The organism is Chryseobacterium sp. CFS2 (assembly GCF_036543225.1).
Lineage (GTDB): Bacteria > Bacteroidota > Bacteroidia > Flavobacteriales > Weeksellaceae > Chryseobacterium > Chryseobacterium culicis_A.
The window spans coordinates 92,619-114,257 of record NZ_JAZHQU010000003.1 but is presented as its reverse complement, the minus strand read 5'-3'; the positions used below and the strand labels follow the sequence as shown (position 1 = coordinate 114,257).

The 21,639-nt window shown below is 37.4% G+C and carries 20 protein-coding genes and 1 pseudogene; 15 read left to right on the top strand and 6 right to left on the bottom strand.

Features of this window, described 5'->3' with window-relative positions:
• Positions 1-21: 21 nt before the first annotated feature.
• Positions 22-126, top strand: a pseudogene (locus tag ODR02_RS23575) (DNA-binding response regulator); the annotation flags it as partial.
• A gap of 208 nt (positions 127-334) precedes the next feature.
• On the opposite strand, the gene ODR02_RS07345 reads toward ODR02_RS23575, so the two are convergent.
• Positions 335-1,138 carry an SDR family oxidoreductase gene (locus ODR02_RS07345; RefSeq protein ID WP_309511996.1) on the bottom strand — a complete coding sequence of 268 codons (804 nt, stop codon included), beginning with the start codon at positions 1,136-1,138 and terminating at the stop codon, positions 335-337.
• Between the two features lie 14 nt (positions 1,139-1,152).
• Positions 1,153-2,811, bottom strand: coding sequence for an FAD-binding dehydrogenase (locus ODR02_RS07340; protein WP_309511995.1), 1,659 nt, complete (start codon positions 2,809-2,811; stop codon positions 1,153-1,155).
• 160 nt (positions 2,812-2,971) lie between these two features.
• Here ODR02_RS07340 and ODR02_RS07335 point away from each other — a divergent pair, with 160 nt between their 5' ends.
• The 6 genes from ODR02_RS07335 to ODR02_RS07310 all read left to right on the top strand — a co-directional run bounded on the left by ODR02_RS07335 (position 2,972) and on the right by ODR02_RS07310 (position 7,003).
• A complete protein-coding gene (locus tag ODR02_RS07335; RefSeq protein WP_209784406.1) occupies positions 2,972-3,238 on the top strand; it encodes a hypothetical protein in 267 nt (88 codons plus the stop codon).
• A gap of 90 nt (positions 3,239-3,328) precedes the next feature.
• The gene (locus ODR02_RS07330) at positions 3,329-3,757 is read left to right on the top strand and encodes a rhodanese-like domain-containing protein (protein ID WP_209784405.1); all 429 of its coding nucleotides are present in this window, start codon (positions 3,329-3,331) and stop codon (positions 3,755-3,757) included.
• 1 nt (position 3,758) lies between these two features.
• On the top strand, positions 3,759-4,262 hold the full coding sequence (locus ODR02_RS07325; protein WP_245169699.1) for a TlpA family protein disulfide reductase: 504 nt from the start codon (positions 3,759-3,761) through the stop codon (positions 4,260-4,262).
• A gap of 488 nt (positions 4,263-4,750) precedes the next feature.
• Positions 4,751-5,098 (top strand): DoxX family protein, encoded by a 348-nt coding sequence (locus tag ODR02_RS07320; protein WP_245169698.1) that lies wholly within the window; start codon positions 4,751-4,753, stop codon positions 5,096-5,098.
• A gap of 185 nt (positions 5,099-5,283) precedes the next feature.
• Positions 5,284-6,321 (top strand): sensor histidine kinase, encoded by a 1,038-nt coding sequence (locus tag ODR02_RS07315; RefSeq protein WP_309511994.1) that lies wholly within the window; start codon positions 5,284-5,286, stop codon positions 6,319-6,321.
• On the top strand, positions 6,302-7,003 hold the full coding sequence (locus ODR02_RS07310) for a LytR/AlgR family response regulator transcription factor (protein ID WP_309511993.1): 702 nt from the start codon (positions 6,302-6,304) through the stop codon (positions 7,001-7,003). The genes ODR02_RS07315 and ODR02_RS07310 overlap by 20 nt, the downstream gene beginning before the upstream one ends.
• A 235-nt stretch (positions 7,004-7,238) precedes the next feature.
• Here ODR02_RS07310 and ODR02_RS07305 read toward each other — a convergent pair whose 3' ends face one another.
• Entirely contained in the window at positions 7,239-7,556 is a 318-nt protein-coding gene (locus tag ODR02_RS07305) for a DMT family transporter (protein WP_105682296.1), read from the bottom strand.
• Positions 7,557-7,812: 256 nt separating this feature from the next.
• Between ODR02_RS07305 and mug the strand changes: the two genes are divergently transcribed.
• A complete protein-coding gene (mug, locus tag ODR02_RS07300; protein WP_209784399.1) occupies positions 7,813-8,316 on the top strand; it encodes a G/U mismatch-specific DNA glycosylase in 504 nt (167 codons plus the stop codon).
• Between the two features lie 3 nt (positions 8,317-8,319).
• Here mug and ODR02_RS07295 read toward each other — a convergent pair whose 3' ends face one another.
• From ODR02_RS07295 to ODR02_RS07285, 3 genes are all read right to left on the bottom strand, one after another.
• Complete coding sequence (locus tag ODR02_RS07295) at positions 8,320-8,925, bottom strand: DNA-3-methyladenine glycosylase (RefSeq protein WP_309511992.1); 606 nt, start codon at positions 8,923-8,925, stop codon at positions 8,320-8,322.
• Positions 8,926-9,208: 283 nt separating this feature from the next.
• Complete coding sequence (locus ODR02_RS07290; RefSeq protein WP_309511991.1) at positions 9,209-11,380, bottom strand: S9 family peptidase; 2,172 nt, start codon at positions 11,378-11,380, stop codon at positions 9,209-9,211.
• A 14-nt stretch (positions 11,381-11,394) separates the two neighbouring features.
• Complete coding sequence (locus ODR02_RS07285) at positions 11,395-12,789, bottom strand: aminopeptidase P family protein (RefSeq protein WP_309511990.1); 1,395 nt, start codon at positions 12,787-12,789, stop codon at positions 11,395-11,397.
• A 188-nt stretch (positions 12,790-12,977) separates the two neighbouring features.
• Here ODR02_RS07285 and ODR02_RS07280 point away from each other — a divergent pair, with 188 nt between their 5' ends.
• The 7 genes from ODR02_RS07280 to ODR02_RS07250 all read left to right on the top strand — a co-directional run bounded on the left by ODR02_RS07280 (position 12,978) and on the right by ODR02_RS07250 (position 21,549).
• On the top strand, positions 12,978-13,859 hold the full coding sequence (locus ODR02_RS07280) for an AraC family transcriptional regulator (RefSeq protein ID WP_309511989.1): 882 nt from the start codon (positions 12,978-12,980) through the stop codon (positions 13,857-13,859).
• Positions 13,860-13,950: 91 nt separating this feature from the next.
• Complete coding sequence (locus tag ODR02_RS07275) at positions 13,951-14,856, top strand: dihydrodipicolinate synthase family protein (RefSeq protein WP_309511988.1); 906 nt, start codon at positions 13,951-13,953, stop codon at positions 14,854-14,856.
• 16 nt (positions 14,857-14,872) lie between these two features.
• The gene (locus ODR02_RS07270; protein ID WP_309511987.1) at positions 14,873-16,363 is read left to right on the top strand and encodes an aldehyde dehydrogenase (NADP(+)); all 1,491 of its coding nucleotides are present in this window, start codon (positions 14,873-14,875) and stop codon (positions 16,361-16,363) included.
• Entirely contained in the window at positions 16,360-17,358 is a 999-nt protein-coding gene (locus ODR02_RS07265; RefSeq protein WP_309511986.1) for a 4-hydroxyproline epimerase, read from the top strand. The genes ODR02_RS07270 and ODR02_RS07265 overlap by 4 nt, the downstream gene beginning before the upstream one ends.
• A gap of 7 nt (positions 17,359-17,365) precedes the next feature.
• Positions 17,366-18,631 carry an NAD(P)/FAD-dependent oxidoreductase gene (locus ODR02_RS07260; protein WP_309511985.1) on the top strand — a complete coding sequence of 422 codons (1,266 nt, stop codon included), beginning with the start codon at positions 17,366-17,368 and terminating at the stop codon, positions 18,629-18,631.
• Between the two features lie 84 nt (positions 18,632-18,715).
• The gene (locus tag ODR02_RS07255) at positions 18,716-20,863 is read left to right on the top strand and encodes a zinc-dependent metalloprotease (RefSeq protein ID WP_309511984.1); all 2,148 of its coding nucleotides are present in this window, start codon (positions 18,716-18,718) and stop codon (positions 20,861-20,863) included.
• Between the two features lie 191 nt (positions 20,864-21,054).
• Positions 21,055-21,549, top strand: a complete 495-nt coding sequence (locus ODR02_RS07250; protein WP_309511983.1) for a GNAT family N-acetyltransferase — start codon at positions 21,055-21,057, stop codon at positions 21,547-21,549.
• The last annotated feature ends 90 nt before the right edge of the window (positions 21,550-21,639 follow it).

Below are 21,639 nucleotides of genomic sequence, written 5' to 3'. Positions count from 1 at the left end.
AAATTTAATAATGCTCTTGATGATAAGATTGAAGGCTTAAAATTGGGTGCTGATGATTACCTTACCAAACCTTTTCATCTTTCTGAGCTTATGACAAGAGTGTATTCTATTATCCGGAGGAAACAGTTCAGGAGTTCCAATGTGGTAAAACAAAATGAACTTCAGATCGATTTATTAAGGGGAAAAAATAAAAGTAAAAATGCACTGTCATCCACCATGGTAATGCCATTTTATCAAAATAAAACAGTAGGAATTGGATTGGTGAAAACCTTTTAATACAGCCCCATTCGTCTATTTACTAAAAAAGCACTGTTCAATAAGGAATGGTGCTTTTTTATACCACTTTTGCCTTACGGATTATTTTTGCCAGTAAATTCGGAAAGAATCTTTTCAGATAGACGGCCATTACTTCTTTACCTCCTATGGCTTTTTGTTTTTTCTGTTTTTCAATCGCATACAGCATTTTTTTTGCAAAAACATCTGCAGGCATTCCGTTTTTCGTGGCATCATCCATTGTTCCCTGTAATGAACCGTCTCCGGTAACGGCATTCACAGAAATATCGGTTTGTATAAAGCCCGGACAAATGATCGTAATCAGAATATTCTGATTGAATAATTCTGCCCTCAACGCATCAAAAAATCCGTGTAAGGCATGTTTTGCCCCTGCGTATCCGCTTCGCATAGGAGCCCCGAATATTCCCATAAGGCTTGATACCACAGCAATTTGTCCGCCTTTATTCCTGATCATATAAGGCAGAACTGCTTTTGTAAGAGCTACTGTTCCGATATAATCAATATCTATCAGCTGTTTATCCACTTCAATATCTGTTTCCATGGCTAAAGAACGTTGTGAGAGTCCGGCATTATTGATCAGAATATTAATTTTTCCAAACTGTTCAGATGCTTTCGCTGCAATGGCTGGCATTTCTTTATAATTTTTAAGGTCTAAAGGAATTACTGAATACCGTTCAGTATTCAAACCTGCTTTTTCTGCAACTTTATGCAGCTTTTCTTCCTTTCTGGATGAAAGAATGACTTTCGCATTGCTGTTCTTTGCAATCTCTTTTACCAGTGCTTCACCAATTCCTGATGATGCTCCTGTAATCCAAATGACTTTATGATCAAAATAATGACTCATCCTACTATTTAATTTTAAAGTCCGGCAATATATTTTCCGGCTTTCATCCCTGAAAAAATACAGCCTCCCAGAAATGTTCCTTCCAGAGCTCTGTAGCCGTGCATTCCGCCACCGCCAAATCCAGCAGCTTCTCCGGCAGCATACAATCCTTCAATGATGCTGTCATCATCTTTTAATACCTGTCCGTTCAGATTGGTTTTTATTCCACCTAAAGTTTTACGGGTTAAAATATTAAGACGTACAGCAATCAAAGGACCATTTTCAGGGTCTAAAATCTTATGCGGAGCAGCAACACGTCCCAATTTATCACCCCAATAATTTCGGGTATTCCTGATATAATTAACCTGAGTATCTTTTGAAAACTTATTGTCTAATTCCCTGTCTCTGGCTTCAATCTGCGAGTGTATGTCTTCATAATTCAACAGGTTATTTCCAGCCAGCTCATTCATCCTGTTAACCAGATCTTTCAGATTATCTGATACAATAAAATCTTTTCCATGTTCTTTAAAAGCTTCTACGGGTCCGGGAGCTTTTTTACCAAAAATTCTTTTCAGAAAAAGAGAATAGTCTTTATTGGTAATATCCGGATTCTGTTCTGAGCCTGAAAGAGCAAACTCCTTCTTAATAATTTTCTGGGTAAGAATAAACCAGGAATAGGAAAATCCTGTTTCCTGTATATATTGTAAAGTCCCTAACGTATCAAATCCCGGAAGCAAAGGAGCGGGGAGGCGTTTACCTTTGGCATCAAACCATAAAGATGATGGACCTGGAAGTATGCGGATTCCGTGATTCGGCCAGATAGGATTCCAGTTTTGTAATCCTTCCGTATAATGCCACATTCTGTCCGGATTAATGATATGAGCACCTGTATTTTCTGCAATGCCAATCATTTTGCCATCCACATAGGCTGGCACACCACATACCATATTTTCAGGGGCTTTTCCCAATCTTTCCGGCCAGTTTTTCCTTACCAGCTCATGGTTGGCACCAATTCCTCCGGAAGCGATGATAATATTCGGAGCTGTATATTCAAATGTTGAGATAACGTTTCTGTTTGTAGCAGCACCTCTTTCCTGGGTATCATTTTCCAGAATATCTCCTTTAAGACCTTTTATCTTTCCGTTTTCGGTGATAAGTTCTGTCACCCGATGTCTGAACTTCATCTGAAGCAGTCCTTTTTTCTGAGCTTGATAAGCTTTTTCCACAAACGGTTTTACGACACCTGTTCCCGTTCCCCAGCTAACATGAAAACGGGGCACAGAATTTCCATGACCTGTTGCCGAACCATCACCACGTTCTGCCCAGCCTACCATAAACATCAGCTTGATACCCAGCTTAGAAATGTATTCATATTTTTCCCCGGCAGCAAATTTCAGATAGGCTTCTGCCCATTGACGAGGCCAATAGTCTTCAGGACGGTCAAATCCGGCTGTTCCTTTCCAGTCCTGCAATGCCAGTTCATAAGAATCTTTAATTCCCATTCTCCTTTGCTGAGGGGAATTGATCAAAAATAATCCACCAAATGACCAGAATGCCTGTCCGCCAATATTCTGTTCTGTTTCCTGATCCAAAAGCAGAACTTTTTTCCCGGTATTGGTAATTTCCATGGCAGCAGTAAGCCCTGCCAGTCCGGCTCCTATGATGATTGCATCAGGCTGGAATCTTTCTTCCATCTTCTTTTTTTTAGATTGAATGATACTTGATATAAATGTATTAAATATTTAAAATCAAACAGATATTAACCTTTAAAATATCAACATTTACATTAAAATATTTTACTATTTCTGGTCTAAAATATTCTTGATACTTTTATTACTGATAAAAAACAGAAGAATGAACGAAAATCATAAATACCAGGCATTTGCTGTCCTAAAAGACGGAACCCGTCAACCCATTGATGCAGAATCTATTATTATACAGCTTGAAGAAGAGGAAATTGAAATTCCGCTGTCGTCAATTCATCCCGTTTTTCAGGGGAAATTAACTCTGGTTACCGGATCCGCAATTCAGGGTCGGGAAAATGAAAGGGGAGGAGGAACTCAATTGGTCATAGAGCCCGGAGCATCCAATGTGATTCATATTACTCCCAAAAAACTCTGATTGAAGTAAAATGTACGAAAACAGCTAATTTTCCTGTCTTCTGAACAGATCCCTCAATAAAACATTTTTATCTTTGTGAAAAATAAAAGTATGAAGTATTTGTTAATCATTGCGTGCTTTGTCTGCTCCATTTTCAGCCAGGCACAGCAAAAACAGGATCCATGGAAAGACAGTCAGCTGATGGATCCCGCGTTACTGGCTTCCAGAATTGAAAAGCATAAGACAAAAGACCTTGTAATCATTTCAGTCGGACCGGAAGCCATCATTAAAGGTTCGGTAGACATTGGTCCTACCCATGAGCCTGAAAACCTTGAAAAGCTGAAAAATTATCTCAAAGATATTCCTAAGAACAGAGAAATTGTGATTTACTGCGGATGCTGCCCTTTTGTGAAGTGTCCTAATATTCGCCCTGCTTTTGCATTACTGATGGAAATGGGTTTCAAAAATGCGAAACTTTTAAATCTTCCCAAAAACATTAAAACAGACTGGTTAGATAAAGATTATCCTACAAATGATTAATATGAAGACCGGTTTTACCATAATATTTTTAATAGTTTTCTCAGGATTTATTGCTGCTCAAAACAAAATAGAAATTGGAAAGAAAGCTCCTGAGATAATAATGACCAAAGCAGACGGAACTTCATTTTCTCTTTCAACACTGAAGGGAAAACTTGTTCTGATTGATTTCTGGGCAACATGGTGTGCTCCATGTGTAGAAGAACAGCCTCAACTTAAAGCGATGTATGAAACCTACTCAGAACAGGTAAAGAACAATCAGTTTGAAATACTTGGAGTTTCTTTGGACAAGAATAAGGAAAGCTGGCAGAAAGCAATTGACAGGTTTACTATCAACTGGATACAAATCAGCGATTTAAAATTCTGGAAAAGCCCCGTAGCAAAGCTTTACGAAGTTGATGAACTGCCTTTTAATGTGATTATTGACGGAGAGGGAACTATTCTAGCTAAAAACCTTCATGGCAAAGAACTGGAAGAGTTTATTAAGAAAAGTCTGACACAGAATTAAAACTGACAATTTTTTTGAATTTAATATAAAAAGAGTGGTATTTAACCACTCTTTTTTTGATTGAAAAAGAAGCATTTGTGTTTTAGAATCTTACCCTAATAATTTAAAGAACAAAAACAGATTCATGATCATGAGGGAATTAATCATGGTGTCTGCTCTGTAAGACCTTCCGGATGTTTCCTAAGTTCTCATCCTGATATCCTGCATTTTTTTGTATCATTATTTTATTTTGGTATTCGCGCCTGATTTGAACGTAAATATAATAATTTATTTTATTTAAATCACTATATAATGATATATGTGAAAGAAAATTATTATTGCCACTATCTTATTAAAATACAGTTCACATACTTTTAAAAAGTAAAATTTTTATACCTATTTCCAAGTTGTTGATATACAAAATAAAAGAGGCCTGTTCTTCATGTATTACTTTTGGTTACATGAAAAAGAGTTTCTTTCTTCGCTTAGCCTTGTCAACAATATTGCTGATGCATAGTGTAATTTCCATTTTCAGTGGAGATGTGAATGATTTCGGACATGTTTATCTGGATAGTATAGGTTTCAGTCCAATAGGAATTTATGTTGCGTGGATGATCAAACTTATCCATTTGTTTTCTGTAGTATTGATCTGGATCGACAGGTGCATTAAACCGGTAGCTGTTTGTAATATTCTCATTTTCATTTTCGGAATTTATTATGTACACTGGCAAAATGGCTGGTTTGTAGTAGGAGGCGGAAATAACGGGATTGAATTTAATATTCTGCTGATCTTCAGCTTTTTCAATCTTATGTATCCTGAAGTTTCTTTAAAATTCACCAATAAAAAAAGGGCTTAGAACTTCCCAAACCTTCTGTTTTCTCAAATCCTGATGATCCGGCATCGTTCAAAATCAATAGTTTGTAGATCGTTATCTTCATTTGATAGACTTATATTTTTATATTTGAGTTAACAAATGGTACTTTGTACTTTTAAATCATCACAAATTTGAAATCAGATCGTTCCTCTAAATGGCGGATTCATTTGCTTTTTTGGATATTGTATTATATTCTGGAAGTTTACCTTGACTTTTACTGGTCCAGATATCAATTCCCGGATTTCAAATGGTCCATAAGACTTCAGAATACACTTATTCTGGAGCTTGGCTATCTTTTTATCAAAATTCCACTAGCCTATGCCTTGCTATATGTCTATGAGAAGATTTATTTTAAAGGTTTTTCTAAATACTTTATCTATATTTTCATTGTAATTGCTGCTGTTTTCGGGCATCGGCTTTTGACTCATTTTATCATTTACCCTCACCTCTACGGAGTTACAGAAACACTGGATGGGAAAGAGGTTTCTGGTTTTATGAATGGCTATGTAGCATTCAATTCTTTTATGGATCTTATTTTTATGGTGGGCCTTATTTTCGGGGTTGAAATTACCAGGCAGAAGAATCTTCTGAAAGAGCAAATAGCTCAATTAAAATCAGAAAAGCTGGATCAGGAACTGACCATGTTGAAGGCACAGATCAATCCTCATTTTCTTTTCAATACGCTCAATAACATCTACGGTATGGCTCTGAAAAAAGCAGATGAAACCCCGGATGTAATCCTGCAGCTTTCCAAGATAATGCGGTATAATATCTATGAATCCTCCGAAAAAAGTATTTCTATAGCCAAGGATATTGAAAATATTAAAGACTTCATACAGATCCAGAAAATCCGTCATCACCAGCTTACCATTAATTTTACGGAAGAAATTGATAATCCTTCACAGGAAATTTCACCTCTGATCTTGATACAGTTTGTGGAAAATGCGTTTAAACATGGTGTTTCTGAAAGTCTGGGAAAAGCATTTATTACCGTTGATATCAAGTTAAAGAACGGAATTCTTACTTACTGCATAGAAAATTCCAAACAGGAAAAACCTCATCAACATTCCACAAAAATAGGATTAAAAAATATCCGCCGACAGCTTGAACTGCTTTATCCTCAACATACACTGTCGGTAGAAGACAAGAATAACCACTATACTATAACTTTAACCATTAATTTCCATGATACCATCAGCCTATAAAAAATACAACTGCATTATTGTAGAAGATGAACCCATTGCCGCCGAAATTCTGGAAAATTTCATCTCCAGAGACCCGGAACTGAATCTTATAGGAAAATGTACAGATGCAGTATATGCCAGCAGTCTTTTAAGTATCCATGATGTGGATCTGATGTTTCTTGATCTTCATCTTCCGGTGGTAAAAGGTTTTGATTTTCTCAGAAAGGTAAAAAATCCTCCCTTTGTAATTGTTACCACAGCGTATCATCAGTATGCTGTAGAAGGTTATGAACTTGATATTGCAGACTATCTGATGAAACCTATTCCGTATGAGCGTTTTCAGACTGCTGTTGGCAAATTCAAACATTTGATGGAAGCAGAAGATGCTTTACTTGAAGTCTCTGAGCGCGATTTTATATTCATCAGCAGTGGTAAAAAGCAGGTGAAAATTATTCTCCACGATATTTTTTACATCGAAAGTTTAAGAGAATACATTCATATTCATACCAAAGCAGGGTGCTTCACTTTTAAAATGCCCATCAGCAAAATAGAAGAGACTTTACATCCTGCAATGTTTACCCGCATTCATAAATCATATATTATATCACGATCAAAAATAGAAGTCAAGTCAGCCAATATGATCCAGATTAATGGGAAAAAACTTCCGGTAGGGAGAACGTATAAGGCGTTGTTGGAGCTATAATATTGGAAATAAAATTGTTTAAAACGACCTCATAATTATAAGTTTTGTAGATCCTGAATCTCTGTTGATAGATATTTTTTCCGCATTTCTATTGGTTTGTTCACATTTGCTTTATAAAAAATATAATACATAAAAGAATATTAAAACCAGGAAAAATGAATGTGGTTAGTTTATTATTCGAATGTTGAATAATGTTTTGGCTTAAGACTTCTGATAGTCTTAAGCCAATTTTACTTTAAAATAATTTGAGACCAACGATACCGACAACAATCAGTAAAGCAGACAATAGTCTTAAAATACTTGCAGAATCCTGAAAAAAGAGAATTCCAACCAATAGAGTTCCTACCGCTCCGATTCCTGTCCAGACCGCATAAGCCGTTCCAATAGGGATGCTTTTCTGGGCATACCAGAGAAATCCTCCACTAACCGTCATACATAAGACCGAAAAGATGATCCAGTTCCATTTACTATTTTCCGGTTGTTGAGATAGTTTAAGCCCCAAAGGCCATCCGATTTCAAAAATTCCTGCGATAATTAATGCAATCCAGTTCATACCATTTGTTTTTAAGATGTTTTGCTGTTGATTAAAAGAGTACCATTAAAATGAGCTCTTTACCGCAAACAATTTCATCTAATTTACCTGGCAAAATTACCGTTATCAATTCGTATTCAGTATTATAATCTGAGTGACACCGCAAAAGAGCTAGATAAAACGTATTTTAAAGAAGATGAAACGTTCTGTATCTTGAGATAAAATTTATCTTTGAACAATTCAAATATCAATACCTTTAAAGTCTTTTATTATCCATATGCTGACAGATATTATTTCAACCGATCTCAATGTTATTTTTTGCGGAATCAATCCCGGTTTAAAATCATCAAACGAGGGTCATCATTTTTCAGGAAAGAGCAATCGATTTTGGAAAGTGCTCCATCAGTCGGGGTTTACACCATATGAAATAGAAGCCGTACATGATACTTCACTACTGGATTTCGGATATGGGCTGACCACTGCTGTGGCTAGAGCAACGTCCCGTGCGGATGAGCTTTCAAAGGAAGAATTTGATGAATCTCTTGAAAGTTTTACATCAAAAATAATAAAATACCGACCGAAATATATTGCTTTTCTGGGTAAAGCAGCCTACAAATCGTTTTCTAAAAAGAAAGAAATTCTTTGGGGAGAACAGTCTGAAGATTTCTGTGAAGCAAAAGTCTGGGTTTTACCCAATACGAGCGGCTTAAACCGTGGCTTTTCTCTTGACAGTCTGGTTATACACTATAAAGAATTTTATGATTCAATCAGTACATCCTGATCTTTATACTTTATTGGGTTTACTCACATATTTGTTTCCCTTGACAAAAAACCGCCAGGGCAGAAGCGCATCTTCCTGAGCGTAAGCTACCCCTATACGAGGTCCCGTGACAATTTCATCAGAAGTATACGAAATACCGTGATCTTCAATCCAAATCTCCTGACCGTTCAGATCTTTTTTATTAAAAGAACGGTCAATTCCCAATGCTTTGGAGGCTGATCCCGGACCTGCGGAAATGGCTGGTTTAGAAGCCGGCATATTTCTTCTCAACTCCATGATTTCTTTACCAATCAAAGGTTCAACAGCTCTCACCAACACTGCGTGAGGATCATCTTCCACAGAAGTGACGATATTGAAAAGATGATGAATTCCATAGCATAAATACACATAAGAAATTCCGCCATGATGATACAGGGTTTCCGTACGGTCTGTACGCCTGCCTCCATAGGCATGGGAAGCTTTATCTTTAACTCCAAAATAGGCTTCCGTTTCTACAATGATTCCGCCTGTAGTTTCACCATTGAGTTCCGTAAAAAGTATTTTTCCCAAAAGATCCTGAGCCAGAAAAAGAACATCCTGATTGGAATAATAGGAGCGTGGTAGTTTCATGAATAATGTTAGAAATGATTCACTCAAATTTAGTGATAATCATGTAAAATAGAAACACTAAGGAAGAAAGAAAACAAAAGGTACCACAAAAAATCACATTTCATAAAATAGTGAGTAATTTGGCACATCCATTGTTGCGTTTAATGTAACATCATTCCACACCACTATAAAAAATTATAGGTTTTGACACTTATTTTTCCCTGGAGCAATCCGGGGAATTTTTGTTTAATGCTGTAATGGTTTTACATAATAAAAGCCCCACATTACTGTGAGGCTTCATTATTTATCTTGCTCCCGGAGGGCAGTGTTCTTTCAGGTATTTTGTAAACATAGTGGCAAGATGCAGTGATGTTCCTTCCCCTTCATTAATAGAATGAGTACGGTTAGGATAAGACATTAGCTGAAACTGTTTGTTATATTTTACTAATTCGTTGATGTATACTTCTGTATTCTGGTAATGTACATTGTCATCACCTGTTCCGTGAACCAGCAGAAGATTTCCTTTTAGGTTTTTAGCATAAGCCAGTGGAGAACCATTGACAAAATCTTCCCTGTTCTCCTGTGGAAGCCCCATATAGCGTTCCTGATAAATATTGTCATAGAACAACTGATTGGCAACCGGAGCAATGGCAATTCCTGTCTGGTAAATATCAGGATATTGTCCCAAAAGGTTCAGGGTAGAAGAACCGCCACCGCTCCATCCCCAAACAGCAACTCTTGAAGTATCTGCATAAGGCCATTTTGCGAATAAAGCTTTGGCTCCCATTGCCTGATCGCGGATATTAAGCTGTCCTATTTTACGATAAATGGATTTTCTCCATTCGCGTCCTCTTGGGGATGGAGTTCCACGGTTTTCAAGGGAAACGTATAAATAACCGTCCTCAGCCATATTCCCTGTATATAGATAATTCCAGCCGGTATAGAAATTATCGGTTACGGTTTGTGATCCCGGTTCTCCATAAACGGTAAAAACAATTGGATACTTTTTATTAGGATCAAAATTTTTAGGCTTTACCACCCATCCGTCCAGTGTAACACCATCTTGTGTGGTAATCTGGAAAAACTCTGCTTTAGATTTTGCAGGATCAGCTTTTGCAGATCTTTTGGCTGCAACCAGTTCTTTATGTTCCGGAAGAGAGATTACAGAGCCTATGGAAATTGAATTGATGCTGTTATTGGTAAACATCGCAATCTTTCCGTTAGGGGATATCGTATAGTTATTAGATCCTGTATAAGATGCCGGAGTTACTTTTTGCGCTTTTCCTCCTTTCATACTTACTTTATACAGGTATTTCTGAGTGGCATTATCAGGAGAAGCCAAAAAGTAAATCAGTTGATTAGGAACATCAAAAAACTCAGGTTTTATAACATCAAAATTATCTTTCGTAAGTAATGTTTCTTTACCGTTCATATCTATTTTATAAATATGTCTCCAGCCGTCTTTTTCAGAAAGCCATAAGAATTCTTTACCATTTTCAATCCAATCCCAGCCGCTCGGATCATTATCGTTCCAACGGGATTTGATATCAATCCATGCAGCATCTGTTTCCGTATGAATGGTTTTACTGCTTCCGGAATTGGCATCTGCTATGATGATTTTACTTTGATTCTGTTTTCTGTTCAGCTGCTGCAGGATTACGGATTTAGAATCCAGCACCCATTCCATTCTCGGAATATAGTTTTGTACTTCATCACCTGCAATATTGGCTTTCTTTGATGTTTTGGAGGCAAGATCATAAAACCAGATACTGCATCCTGAAGGATTTTCTCCTACTTTTGGATATTCTACAGGAACGGTAAAAGAATACAGGCTATCCGTATTATTGATCATCAGAAAATTCTTAGTTCCCCGTGCATCCATTTTCCAATACGCTATTTTACTTCCATCCGGAGACCATCTGAAACCATCCTGAGTTCCAAACTCTTCTTCATATGCCCAGTCAAAAGTACCATTGATCATTCTGTCTGTACCATCGTTTGTAATTTTGCTGAGCTGATTATTTGAAAGGTCTTCAATATAGATATTATGTTTAGAGACAAAGGCTACTTTTTTTCCATCCGGTGAATATTTTGCAAACATTAGCGATGAAGCAGGCAAATCTTTTCCAAGCTGGGTAAGCTTTTTGGTGTTTTTGTCGAAGATCCAGTAATCTCCGCGGGTATTGTCCCTCCATACTTTTTTGGTGTCGGCAAAAAGCAATAAACTTTTACCATCAGGAGATACCTGAAAACTCTGTACCTGCAGAGCATCAGAACTTCCGGCTGGAACCAGCTCACTACTGTTTAAAAGCGTCTGATCTTTCCCTGGATGGAGTACATCAACAATTTCAACCCCTTTTTTAGTAAATGAATAATATGCATTACCATCAGGAGTCCATTGAGTTTTCTGTGCTGCCAATGGGGATAAACACAGGAAATACAATGCAATAGCTGTTAGTTTTTTTATGTTCTTCATAAATATGATTTAAATTAAGCTAAATGTTCAGCTCTGTAATTTTCAATTTCTTCAACCGTTTTGATCAGTCCGTTGCCTAAAAGTCTGTAACCGTTATCTGTTATCAGGAAATCATCTTCCACACGGATTCCTCCGAAATCCCGGTATTCATTTACTTTATCATAATTAATAAAGTCTGCGTTTTTGTTTTCAGACTGCCACATATCAATCAGATCCGGAATCATATAAATACCAGGTTCCACCGTAACGACAAAACCAGATTCCAGGGCTTTTCCCAAACGTAAAGATTTTAGCCCGAATGTTTGGGTATCTTTAGGTTCTTCCTCCGTATAGCCAATATACTGTTCTCCAAGGTCTTCCATATCATGAACATCAAGTCCCATCATATGTCCCAGTCCACACTGGAAAAACAGAGTATGAGCATGGTTTTTAACAGCCTCTTCAGGATTTCCTTTCATCAGTCCGAGATCGGTAAGCCCTTCTACCAGATGTTGTGCTGCTTTCAGATGAATATCTTTAAATCGTACTCCCGGTTTCAAAAGATTTTGAGCCTGATTAAAAGCATTCAGAACAACTTCATACATTTCCTTTTGTTGGGTTGTAAAAGTTTTGCCTGCAGGAAAGGTTCTCGTAAGATCCCCTGCATATCCCATCGCTGTTTCTGCTCCGGAATCATTGAGGAAAAGATCTCCTTCTTTTAAGGTCTTGAGACGGTAATGATTATGCAGAATCCCTCCATTTATCGTTACAATCGGGGGATAAGACATCTGGCATTCTTTGTTGGCCGCAAGATATTGAATTGCATTTGCAATTTCATATTCTTTAATTCCGGGTTTTGCTATTCGCATGGCCAATAAATGCATATCATTAGATACATTCACGGCCTGTTCTATCTGTACAATTTCCTGAGGTTCTTTGATAGAACGCTGTTTTACAATCGCTTTAATCATTTCTGCAGAAGGCTGTAATTCTGCAATTGGAGTCCCAAGAAGATCTCCCAGTAAAATTTTATTCGAAGATTGATAGGGAGGAAGATAATGAACCTTTCTTCCGGAAGCCTGTGCTTTTGCGATGTATTGAGAAAGCTCAGCATAAGGCAGCGTTTCCTGTACACCGGACTTCTGACATTTTTCTTTCAGGGTTTCCTGTCTGCCCATCCATACGATATCATCTATACTGAGTTCATCTCCGAAAACAATGGTTTTATTTTCATCGATATCCATGATGGCTGCAATACGGGGTTCCTGAATTCCGAAATAATATAAATAAGTACTGTCCTGACGGAAATAATAAGGATTGTGCTCAAAATTCACGGGATTCTCTATATTTCCTAGAAATAACAGGATTCCCCCAGATACGCCTCTTTGTAATATTGCTCTTCTGTCTTGATAAGTTTGTGCTGAAAACATATATTATGAATACTTTTTATTTTAAAAGGTTAAAGTTACGATTTTGTACTATTGATAGCCCTTTATTCATTAAAATTAAGAATATGTAAAATTTGGATTTTAATATGATAATCAATGTTCATATTTTGCTTACCTTCAGCAATATTTTAACCTTTAAGAAAATGTTATTGTAATAAAGCCATGATATTATGAAGAGTCTGCAATTTTCTGTTCCTGCTGATACCAACAAGAGTCTTCGCATCCAGGAAGATATAATGCCTAATTTCTATCCTTATTTCCACCGTCATACAGAAACACAGATCATGTGGATTCTTAAAGGACATGGAACACTGGCTATAGAACAGAATCTCTTTAATTTTGAAGCGGGAGATATTTTCTATCTGGGAGCCAATCAATCCCACGTCTTCAGGGGTAATTTTGAGAAAAATGAAAAACAGAAGGTTCATTCTATTTCTATTTTTTTTGACCCTCATAAAAAGATCGCTGCATTTTTCGGCTTACCTGAATTTGAGGAACTTAAAAATTTTATCAATCATTCAGAAGTAGGTTTCCAGGTATCTTCTAAACTTAAAAAAAATATCGGGGAAAACATTGCGGCATTACAAAAGACAAAAGGAGTAGATCAGATCATTGATTTTATCAGGATTTTAAACCATCTTATGCAAAACAGGCATTTGCATATTCCATTATCTTCAGAAAAGAATCTGCCTGATCTTATTTCTGATACCGACCAAAGAATTATAGATGCCCAGACTTTTATTAAGAAAAATTTCGCCCAGAATAAACTTACGCTAGACCTTATTGCCAAAGAAGCCTGTATGACTCCTCAGGCTTTTTGCCGATCTTTTAAAAAACGTACCCGCATTACGTATATTGAATATCTGAATGAACTTCGTGTACAGCGAGCATGCAGACTATTGACAGCCAGCAGTATGTACAATATTTCTTCTGTTGCTTTTAATAGCGGATTCAGCAGCCTTACCAATTTTAACCGTGTTTTCAAGTCCATTATGAAATATTCACCTAAAGAATACCTTAAGCACTACAAAGAGGCCACCATAGACCAGTAAAAGCAACCTGTTAAAATATGGTTAGTATCTATTAAAATATTAACATTTACCGTTTTAAAATTCACCTAGTTTTGAATAAATATTATTTGATATGAGTACAAAACTAAACTGGGAAGGTATTTATCCTGCTGTATTAACTCCTTTTACGAAAGAAGGTGAGATAGACTTTGAAATGTTCACTCTCAATACAGAAGCCCAGATTAAAGCAGGAGTTCACGGAATTATCCTTGCAGGAACATTAGGGGAGGCCAGTACTTTGGAAACGGAAGAAAAATTTGAGTTGCTGAAATATGCAAAAAAAATAACACAGGGAAGAACTCCTGTCATTCTTAATCTTTCTGAAAATACAACCAAAAATGCGGTGAACTTTGCACAGAAAGCAAAAGAATTCGGAGCAGACGGCCTTATGCTTCTTCCGCCCATGCGTTATAAAGCTGATAACCGTGAAGTTGTTGAGTATTTCAAAGCAGTGGCTTCTGCTACAGATCTTCCTATTCTTATTTACAACAATCCTGTAGACTATGGAATATATGTTACCCTTGAAATGTTTGAGGAGCTTATTGAATATCCAACCATTCAGGCTGTTAAAGAATCAACGAGAGATCTGGCGAATGTAACCCGAATGATTAACCGTTTTGGAAAAAGGATCAAAATTCTTGGAGGTGTAGATACAATTTGCCTGGAAACCCTGATGCTTGGAGCTGATGGTCTTGTGGCAGGTCTTGTAGATGCGTTTCCTAATGAAACCATGGCGATGTATAACTACGCAAAAGCCCATGAATATGACAAAGCTGTAGCCATCTACAGATGGTTTATGCCTTTGCTGGAGCTGGATATTCATCCTAAACTTATCCAGTATATCAAACTGGCGGCGGCATCAGAAGGAATAAGCAATCCTTATGTGAGAGCTCCACGTCTTGAACTCCAAGGAGAGGAAGCTGAAAAAGTTCAAAAAATCATTGATGAAGGCAGGGCTAATCGTCCGGTACTCAATTAACACCTGAAAAACAATTATGATTGAAGAAACATCAAAAGAAAATATTGATAAAAGAATTCAGAGGGCAGCTGAAGCCTTCCAGTTCCTGAAGAATACCACCATCAATGAACGGGCAGAATTTATGAATGCTGTTGCTGATCAGATTGAAGCTTTGGGAGAAGAACTGTTGGCAGTTACTCACGCTGAAACGTCATTGCCTTTAGCAAGACTTACAGGTGAAAAGGCCAGAACAGTAGGACAATGGAGAAGTTATGCAAAAGCTGTTGCTACGGGGATATATGCAGAACCCAGAATTGATCTTGCCCAGCCAGAAAAACAAAAAGGAGATCTCCGAAAATACCATGTAGGCATTGGGCCTGTTGTTGTTTTTGGAGCCAGTAATTTTCCGTTTGCATTTTCTACGGCAGGAGGAGATACAGCAAGTGCTATCGGGGCCGGCTGTCCTGTGATTGTAAAGGCACACCCGGCACACCCACAGACTTCACAAATAATGGCTGATACAATAAATGCCGTTGTTACAGCTTTTGGATGGCCTGAAGGGATCTTTAGCCATATTACCGGAACATCTTATGAAACCGGAGCTTACCTGACTCAGCATTCGGATATACAGGCAGTTGCATTTACCGGTTCTTTCCAAGGGGGAAAGGCTTTGTTTGATATTGCTAACCGTCGTGAAAATCCTATTCCGGTATTTGCAGAAATGGGAAGTATTAATCCTGTATTTGCTTTTCAAAACTTACTTGAAACTAAAGCTGAAACATTAGCAAAAGAATATATTGCTTCTTTAACGTTAGGAGTAGGTCAGTTTTGTACAAATCCGGGAGTATTTATTGCATTGAAAGGGAATTCTCTTGACCGCTTTATCAACACATTAAAAGATGAAATTCTGAATGTTGCTCCTGCGAATATGCTTCACAAAGGAATATCGGAAAGCTTCGAAAAACATAAAAATATTGCGATAGAACAACCGGATGTTGAAATAATTGCTTCGGCAAACCCCACAACAGAAGATGGTCTAGGACATGCTTCCGTTATAAAGACAAATGCTCAGACCTTCCTGAATAATCCTGTATTGAGTGAAGAAGTTTTTGGCCCATTTGGTATTGTGGTGGTATGTGAAACACTTGATGAAATCACAGAAATCGCCCATCAGCTAAAAGGACAATTGACGATTACGGTAGCCGCTACTGATGAAGACCTACGTGATAATCTTACGTTAGTCAGCCTTCTGAAAGATAAATGCGGAAGACTGTTATTCAACGGAATGCCTACCGGAGTGGAAGTAGTTTATGCCATGCAGCATGGTGGTACGTTTCCTTCTACCACAGATTCTCGTTTTACTTCTGTAGGACCGGATGCTATAAAAAGATTTGTTCGTCCTATTTCTTTTCAAAACTGGCCGGATGAATTTTTACCCGAAGAGTTAAAGAATGACAATCCATTGCAGATCAGCAGAATGGTGGATGGAGAAATGAATTCAGGATCATTAAAATTACAGACCACATGAACAGAACATTTTTTTGTATAGATTCACATACCTGTGGCTGTCCTGTACGCCTTGTTGCAGGAGGAGCACCTATTTTAAAAGGAAATTCCATGATGGAGCGCAGGCTTCACTTCATGAAAGAATATGACTGGATAAGAAAGGGATTAATGTTTGAACCCCGAGGTCACGATATGATGAGCGGAAGTATTCTGTATCCTCCTGCTGATGAAAATAATGATATCGGGGTTTTATATATTGAGACCAGCGGATGTCTTCCCATGTGCGGACACGGAACGATAGGAACAGTAACCATTGCCATAGAAGAAGGCCTTGTTGTACCTAAAATTCCCGGGAAATTGCGTCTTGAAACACCTGCCGGACTTATCCTCATAGATTATGTACAGGAAGGGAAAAAAGTAAAATCGGTAAAACTAACGAATGTAAAGTCTTTTCTGTATGCAGAAAATCTGCAAGTTGAATGCCCGGATCTTGGATTAATCAATGCTGATGTAGCCTATGGCGGAAACTTTTATGCTATTATAGACCCTCAGGAAAATTATAGAGATATTTCTGATTTTACAGCCAGCCAGCTTATTCATTATGGAAAAATCATCAGAAAATTACTCAATGATAAATATGAATTTATTCATCCTGAAATTGAACACATTACCGGATTAAGCCATATTCAATGGACAGGTATACCTACAGATCCTAAAGCAAGTGGGAGAAATGCGGTATTGGTAGGTGAAAATGCCTTGGACCGCTCACCATGTGGTACAGGAACTTCTGCAAGAATGGCGCAGTGGCATGCTAAAGGAAAACTCAAAAAAGGAGAAGAATTTATCCATGAAAGCTATATTGGTTCTCAGTTTATTGGCAGAATTGAAGAAACTGCAGTTGTAGATGGAAGATCAGCCATTATCCCATCAGTAGAAGGCTGGGCAAGAATTACCGGATATAATCATATTATTATTGATGATGAAGATCCTTATTGGCAGGGTTTTCAGGTAATGTAACACGCATATGACACAGAATAAAGGAAAAGCCCTCATCATTGGTGCAGGAATAGCCGGATTAAGCTCAGCCTATTACCTTTTACAGAAAGGATGGCAGGTGGAAATTCTGGAGCAGAATGATCTTACCAACAACTGTTCTTATGGCAATGCAGGAATGATTGTACCCAGTCATTTTACCCCATTGGCCGCACCGGGAGTTGTTGCCCAGGGAATACGCTGGATGTTTGACAGTAAAAGTCCGTTTTATGTGAAACCTTCACTCAGCGCTAAACTGATATCATGGGGTTTACAGTTTTTGAAACATTCCAACCAGAAACATGTTGATCATTCAGCAGCAGCCATCCGTGATCTTAATCTCGCAAGCAGCAAACTTTATAATGAAATTGCAGAAACAGATGGTTTTGATTTTGAACTTAATCAAAATGGTATTCTGATGCTTTATAAAACAGAGAAAGTAGCAGAAGAGGAGATAGAGCTTGCCCACAAAGCAATTAATATGGGATTATCAGTTGATATTCTTGATAAAAAAGAAATTCAGGAACTCGAGCCCAATGCCCGATTGGATGTTATCGGAGGAGTCAATTATAAGTGTGACGGTCATATGAATCCGGTAAAACTGATGAAACAAATGATCGCCTATCTTAAAAATAACAATGTCATTTTCCATACTCATCACAAAGTAACAGGTTTTGAAACTTCTGGAAATGCTATTAAAACAGTCATTGCCAATGGTAAGGAATTTACTGCAGACCAATTTATTATGACCGGAGGTTCATTTCTTCCTGAACTGGCTCAGAAGGTAGGAATCAAAATTCAGTTAATGCCCGGAAAAGGATATTCGTTTATGCATACCCTTGATAATCCGGTCAATACCCTGAATCATGCTGCTTTATTACTGGAAGCAAGAGTGGCTGTCACTCCTATGAATGGGCAGATCCGTTTTGGGGGAACTATGGAACTGGCTTCCCATCATGATAAAATTAATATGAAAAGGGTAGAAGGTATCGTCCGGTCTATTCCTAAGTATTTACCCGATTTCCAGATGGAAATACCCAAAGAATCAGAAATCTGGTTGGGTTACAGACCCTGCGCTCCGGATGGCCTTCCGTATTTAGGTCAATCTTCGAAATTAAAAAATCTAATTATTGCCGGAGGCGGTGGAATGATGGGGCTAAGTCTTGGACCCATTTTCGGAAAAACAGTTTCAGAACTTGCCAATGACCAAAAGCCAACGGTTGAGATAAAGATATTCAACCCTGAAAGATTTAATTAAAAAACATAACATAAAACACACAAAATTATGCCTAAAACCATTTAACTATTCAAATAATTTATTAACAACCAAATCCAAAAAATCATGAAAAAATTTAAATTACTACTACTTGCTTCCCTATTTCCAATAATAGGTTTTGCTCAAGAAAACAGACCTCATGAGTGTAAAGCAGATGAAATGATGAAAAAACATTTTGAACTGCATCCTGAATCTAAGGCTGAATATGAAAATTTTGAAAAATTCACAAAAGATTTTGTAAAAAAAATGGAATCAAACAAAACTCCATTGAATAAAAAGGTGAATTCTCCCACCTACATCATTCCTGTGGTTTTTCATGTGTATGGAGAATCTCAGAGTAATGTAAAAGTGAATTACCAAAAAGTAGTTGACTTGCTGCAACAAATCAACTTAAATTTCAATGGAATCAACACTGATTCAAACACTATAGATCCTTACTTCCAGCCTATTAGGGGCACATTAAGTATTGAATTCCGCTTAGCTAAAATTGACCCAACCGGAAAAGCAACAAGCGGAGTGGTATTTCATCCTTTCAAAGGTGGATATGGCAATGGTGGCGGATATGATGCACAAATTGGCACAGATGCCTGGGATAATACAAAGTATATGAATGTGTATATACAAAATGATCTATATGCTAGTAAAGATTTATATCAATCAGGAGTTGCCTGGTATCCGGATTCATACATGACTTCAGTAAATACAGCCAGAGTTGTTTATAATGGCCGTTATATATATGATGCTGCAGGAACTGTTGCTTCAAACGAGTTTTCTGACACATTCACTCACGAATTCGGGCATTGGCTAAATCTTCAACATACATTCAATGTTCTTTGTTCAACTGCAAATCCCAGTAATGATGGTGATGGAGTTGCTGACACCCCTGTAGAAAATAATTCTAATGGATTAGGATGTGCAGCTGGAAACAATTGTCTTGGACAAAAAGTGAACGTTGAAAACTATATGGGATACAACGGCTCTGCAGGTTGTTATAAAATGTTTACCACTGGACAAGTCAACAGAATGTTAGCCGCATTAAATCACCCTTCAAGAATAAATTTATGGCAGCCCGCAAACTTAGCAGCAACCGGTGTTGCCAATACTCCGCCTAGATTAGCTCTTAGCAACAGTACATTTACTGAAAACTTAAACAATAATGGTAAAGTATCATTAGATGGAACAGTAGCATCTACTCCAATCTCAGCCATTACCCTAAACGGAGCAACATTTGGGGTACCAAATGGAACAACTCTTATTTCAGGAACACATTTCACTTCTTCATTACCAGCAGGATTAACAGCAGCTATAGCAGTTACAAGTCCTACTACTGCTACACTTACTCTAAATGGATCAACAACCAGTCATCCTAAAAGCCAGATTCTCAATTCATCAATTACATTCCTAAATCCTGCTATAACAGGAGGTGTAACTTCATTAGGATCCACAACCGCTTTGGCATTAACTTTTTCATATAAAGATCCTTATAAAATAGTTACCGGAACTCCTCTGGAAAGTTATGCCAATCCAACACCAACAACAGTAACAACCAACTCCGGAGCAACTTGGAAATACTTTATCATTAACCCTGAGCTTAGTGATGATGCCGGGTATGGCGCCTGGTACTATGGGGCAAATCAATTAAAATTGGAAACCTATTGGAAAGGATTAGTATGTGAAGCAGGAACAAGAAATATTAGCCTAATTCCAGCCTGCACCACCATAACGAATGCAAGTAATATAGGTTATCCTACTTATACTCCCGGACAACTTGATGTTTACACTCCTACATACACTACCTGGTCTGGCAAAACAGCTTATGTTGGTTTTAGAAACCAATTTGAAGGCTACAATATTAACGGCTATTTCAAACTGATTGCCGGGGCTAATGGTTCAGGGTATTCTGTAACTGAGTTTGCCTACAACACACAACCCTATGGCAGTATTACAACGCCTTGTGCATTACCATTATCCATTGCAGACAGTGATACAACGAACTCAGAAACATCCATCTATCCAAATCCAGTTTCTGATGTATTGAATATTAAAACAAAAGGGGAAATTAAATCAATTGCTGTTTACGATATGTTTGGAAGAAAAATGAATGCTAAAGTTATTGGTGATAAGGTGGATGTTAAACACTTCCTAAGCGGAACTTATTTAATTGATATTGAAACCTCTTTAGGAAAATCTTCCCAAAAATTCATTAAAAAATAGAATCAAACTCAAAGCAGTTACAGACTGGCTTAAAGCTTTTTAAACAACAAAACACTTTTCTCAGAAATATGAATAATAGTTTAGTATTCATATGCAGTTAATTGGGCTTCATGGTAAGCCCAATTTTTTATTGTATTTATGAGCAGTTCTTCATTTATTTATGTAATTTTATTCTTTGATAACAATATTCAGTGCATTATAAAAACGACACCATCACCATCCGCGAATTTACTCCCGAAGAATTCCCTTTATTTTCTACTCTTTTTGAAAATGAAAATGTTACCCGGTACCTGCCTTACAAAACTCCCGAAGAATATAAAGAGATGTTTGACAAAGCACTGGCAGATTATGAAACAGAACCATTCAGCAGATGGGGAATATTTAACACAAAGAATAATGATTTTGTAGGAATGTGTCTCGCAAGAGTCTTCCTTGACCATCCGGAACAACTAGAAATCGGTTATACATTAGGAGAAGATTATTGGGGTAAAGGACTTGGAACTGAAGTCTGTAAAGCTCTTGTTGATTATTGTTCTTCACTGAATCATCAGAAAGATATTGTGGCTGTTACTGATCTTGATAATATAGGATCTCAAAAAGTACTTTTAAAAAGCGGCTTCAGCAGAATTGAAAACCTGGTACGAGAGGATAGAGAACTGGCTTACTTTATATTGCACAAAGGGTAAACTTATTGAGTATCTTTTTTCCACCAGATTGCACAGATTTCCACAGATGTTTGTGCATATTTTTAGACTAAAATAATCTCAGGCAATAGA

Bases quoted from the DNA above. Each gene is read 5' to 3' on its own strand.
- ODR02_RS07340 (WP_309511995.1), bottom strand. From the start codon at position 2,811: ATGGAAGAAAGATTCCAGCCTGATGCAATCATCATAGGAGCCGGACTG.
- mug (WP_209784399.1), top strand. From the start codon at position 7,813: ATGCTGACAGATATTATTTCAACCGATCTCAATGTTATTTTTTGCGGA.
- ODR02_RS07330 (WP_209784405.1), top strand. From the start codon at position 3,329: ATGAAGTATTTGTTAATCATTGCGTGCTTTGTCTGCTCCATTTTCAGC.
- ODR02_RS07325 (WP_245169699.1), top strand. From the start codon at position 3,759: ATGAAGACCGGTTTTACCATAATATTTTTAATAGTTTTCTCAGGATTT.
- ODR02_RS07255 (WP_309511984.1), top strand. From the start codon at position 18,716: ATGAAAAAATTTAAATTACTACTACTTGCTTCCCTATTTCCAATAATA.
- ODR02_RS07290 (WP_309511991.1), bottom strand. From the start codon at position 11,380: ATGAAGAACATAAAAAAACTAACAGCTATTGCATTGTATTTCCTGTGT.
- ODR02_RS07285 (WP_309511990.1), bottom strand. From the start codon at position 12,789: ATGTTTTCAGCACAAACTTATCAAGACAGAAGAGCAATATTACAAAGA.
- ODR02_RS07310 (WP_309511993.1), top strand. From the start codon at position 6,302: ATGATACCATCAGCCTATAAAAAATACAACTGCATTATTGTAGAAGAT.
- ODR02_RS07275 (WP_309511988.1), top strand. From the start codon at position 13,951: ATGAGTACAAAACTAAACTGGGAAGGTATTTATCCTGCTGTATTAACT.
- ODR02_RS07280 (WP_309511989.1), top strand. From the start codon at position 12,978: ATGAAGAGTCTGCAATTTTCTGTTCCTGCTGATACCAACAAGAGTCTT.
- ODR02_RS07265 (WP_309511986.1), top strand. From the start codon at position 16,360: ATGAACAGAACATTTTTTTGTATAGATTCACATACCTGTGGCTGTCCT.
- ODR02_RS07345 (WP_309511996.1), bottom strand. From the start codon at position 1,138: ATGAGTCATTATTTTGATCATAAAGTCATTTGGATTACAGGAGCATCA.
- ODR02_RS07320 (WP_245169698.1), top strand. From the start codon at position 4,751: ATGCATAGTGTAATTTCCATTTTCAGTGGAGATGTGAATGATTTCGGA.
- ODR02_RS07305 (WP_105682296.1), bottom strand. From the start codon at position 7,556: ATGAACTGGATTGCATTAATTATCGCAGGAATTTTTGAAATCGGATGG.
- ODR02_RS07295 (WP_309511992.1), bottom strand. From the start codon at position 8,925: ATGAAACTACCACGCTCCTATTATTCCAATCAGGATGTTCTTTTTCTG.
- ODR02_RS07335 (WP_209784406.1), top strand. From the start codon at position 2,972: ATGAACGAAAATCATAAATACCAGGCATTTGCTGTCCTAAAAGACGGA.
- ODR02_RS07270 (WP_309511987.1), top strand. From the start codon at position 14,873: ATGATTGAAGAAACATCAAAAGAAAATATTGATAAAAGAATTCAGAGG.
- ODR02_RS07260 (WP_309511985.1), top strand. From the start codon at position 17,366: ATGACACAGAATAAAGGAAAAGCCCTCATCATTGGTGCAGGAATAGCC.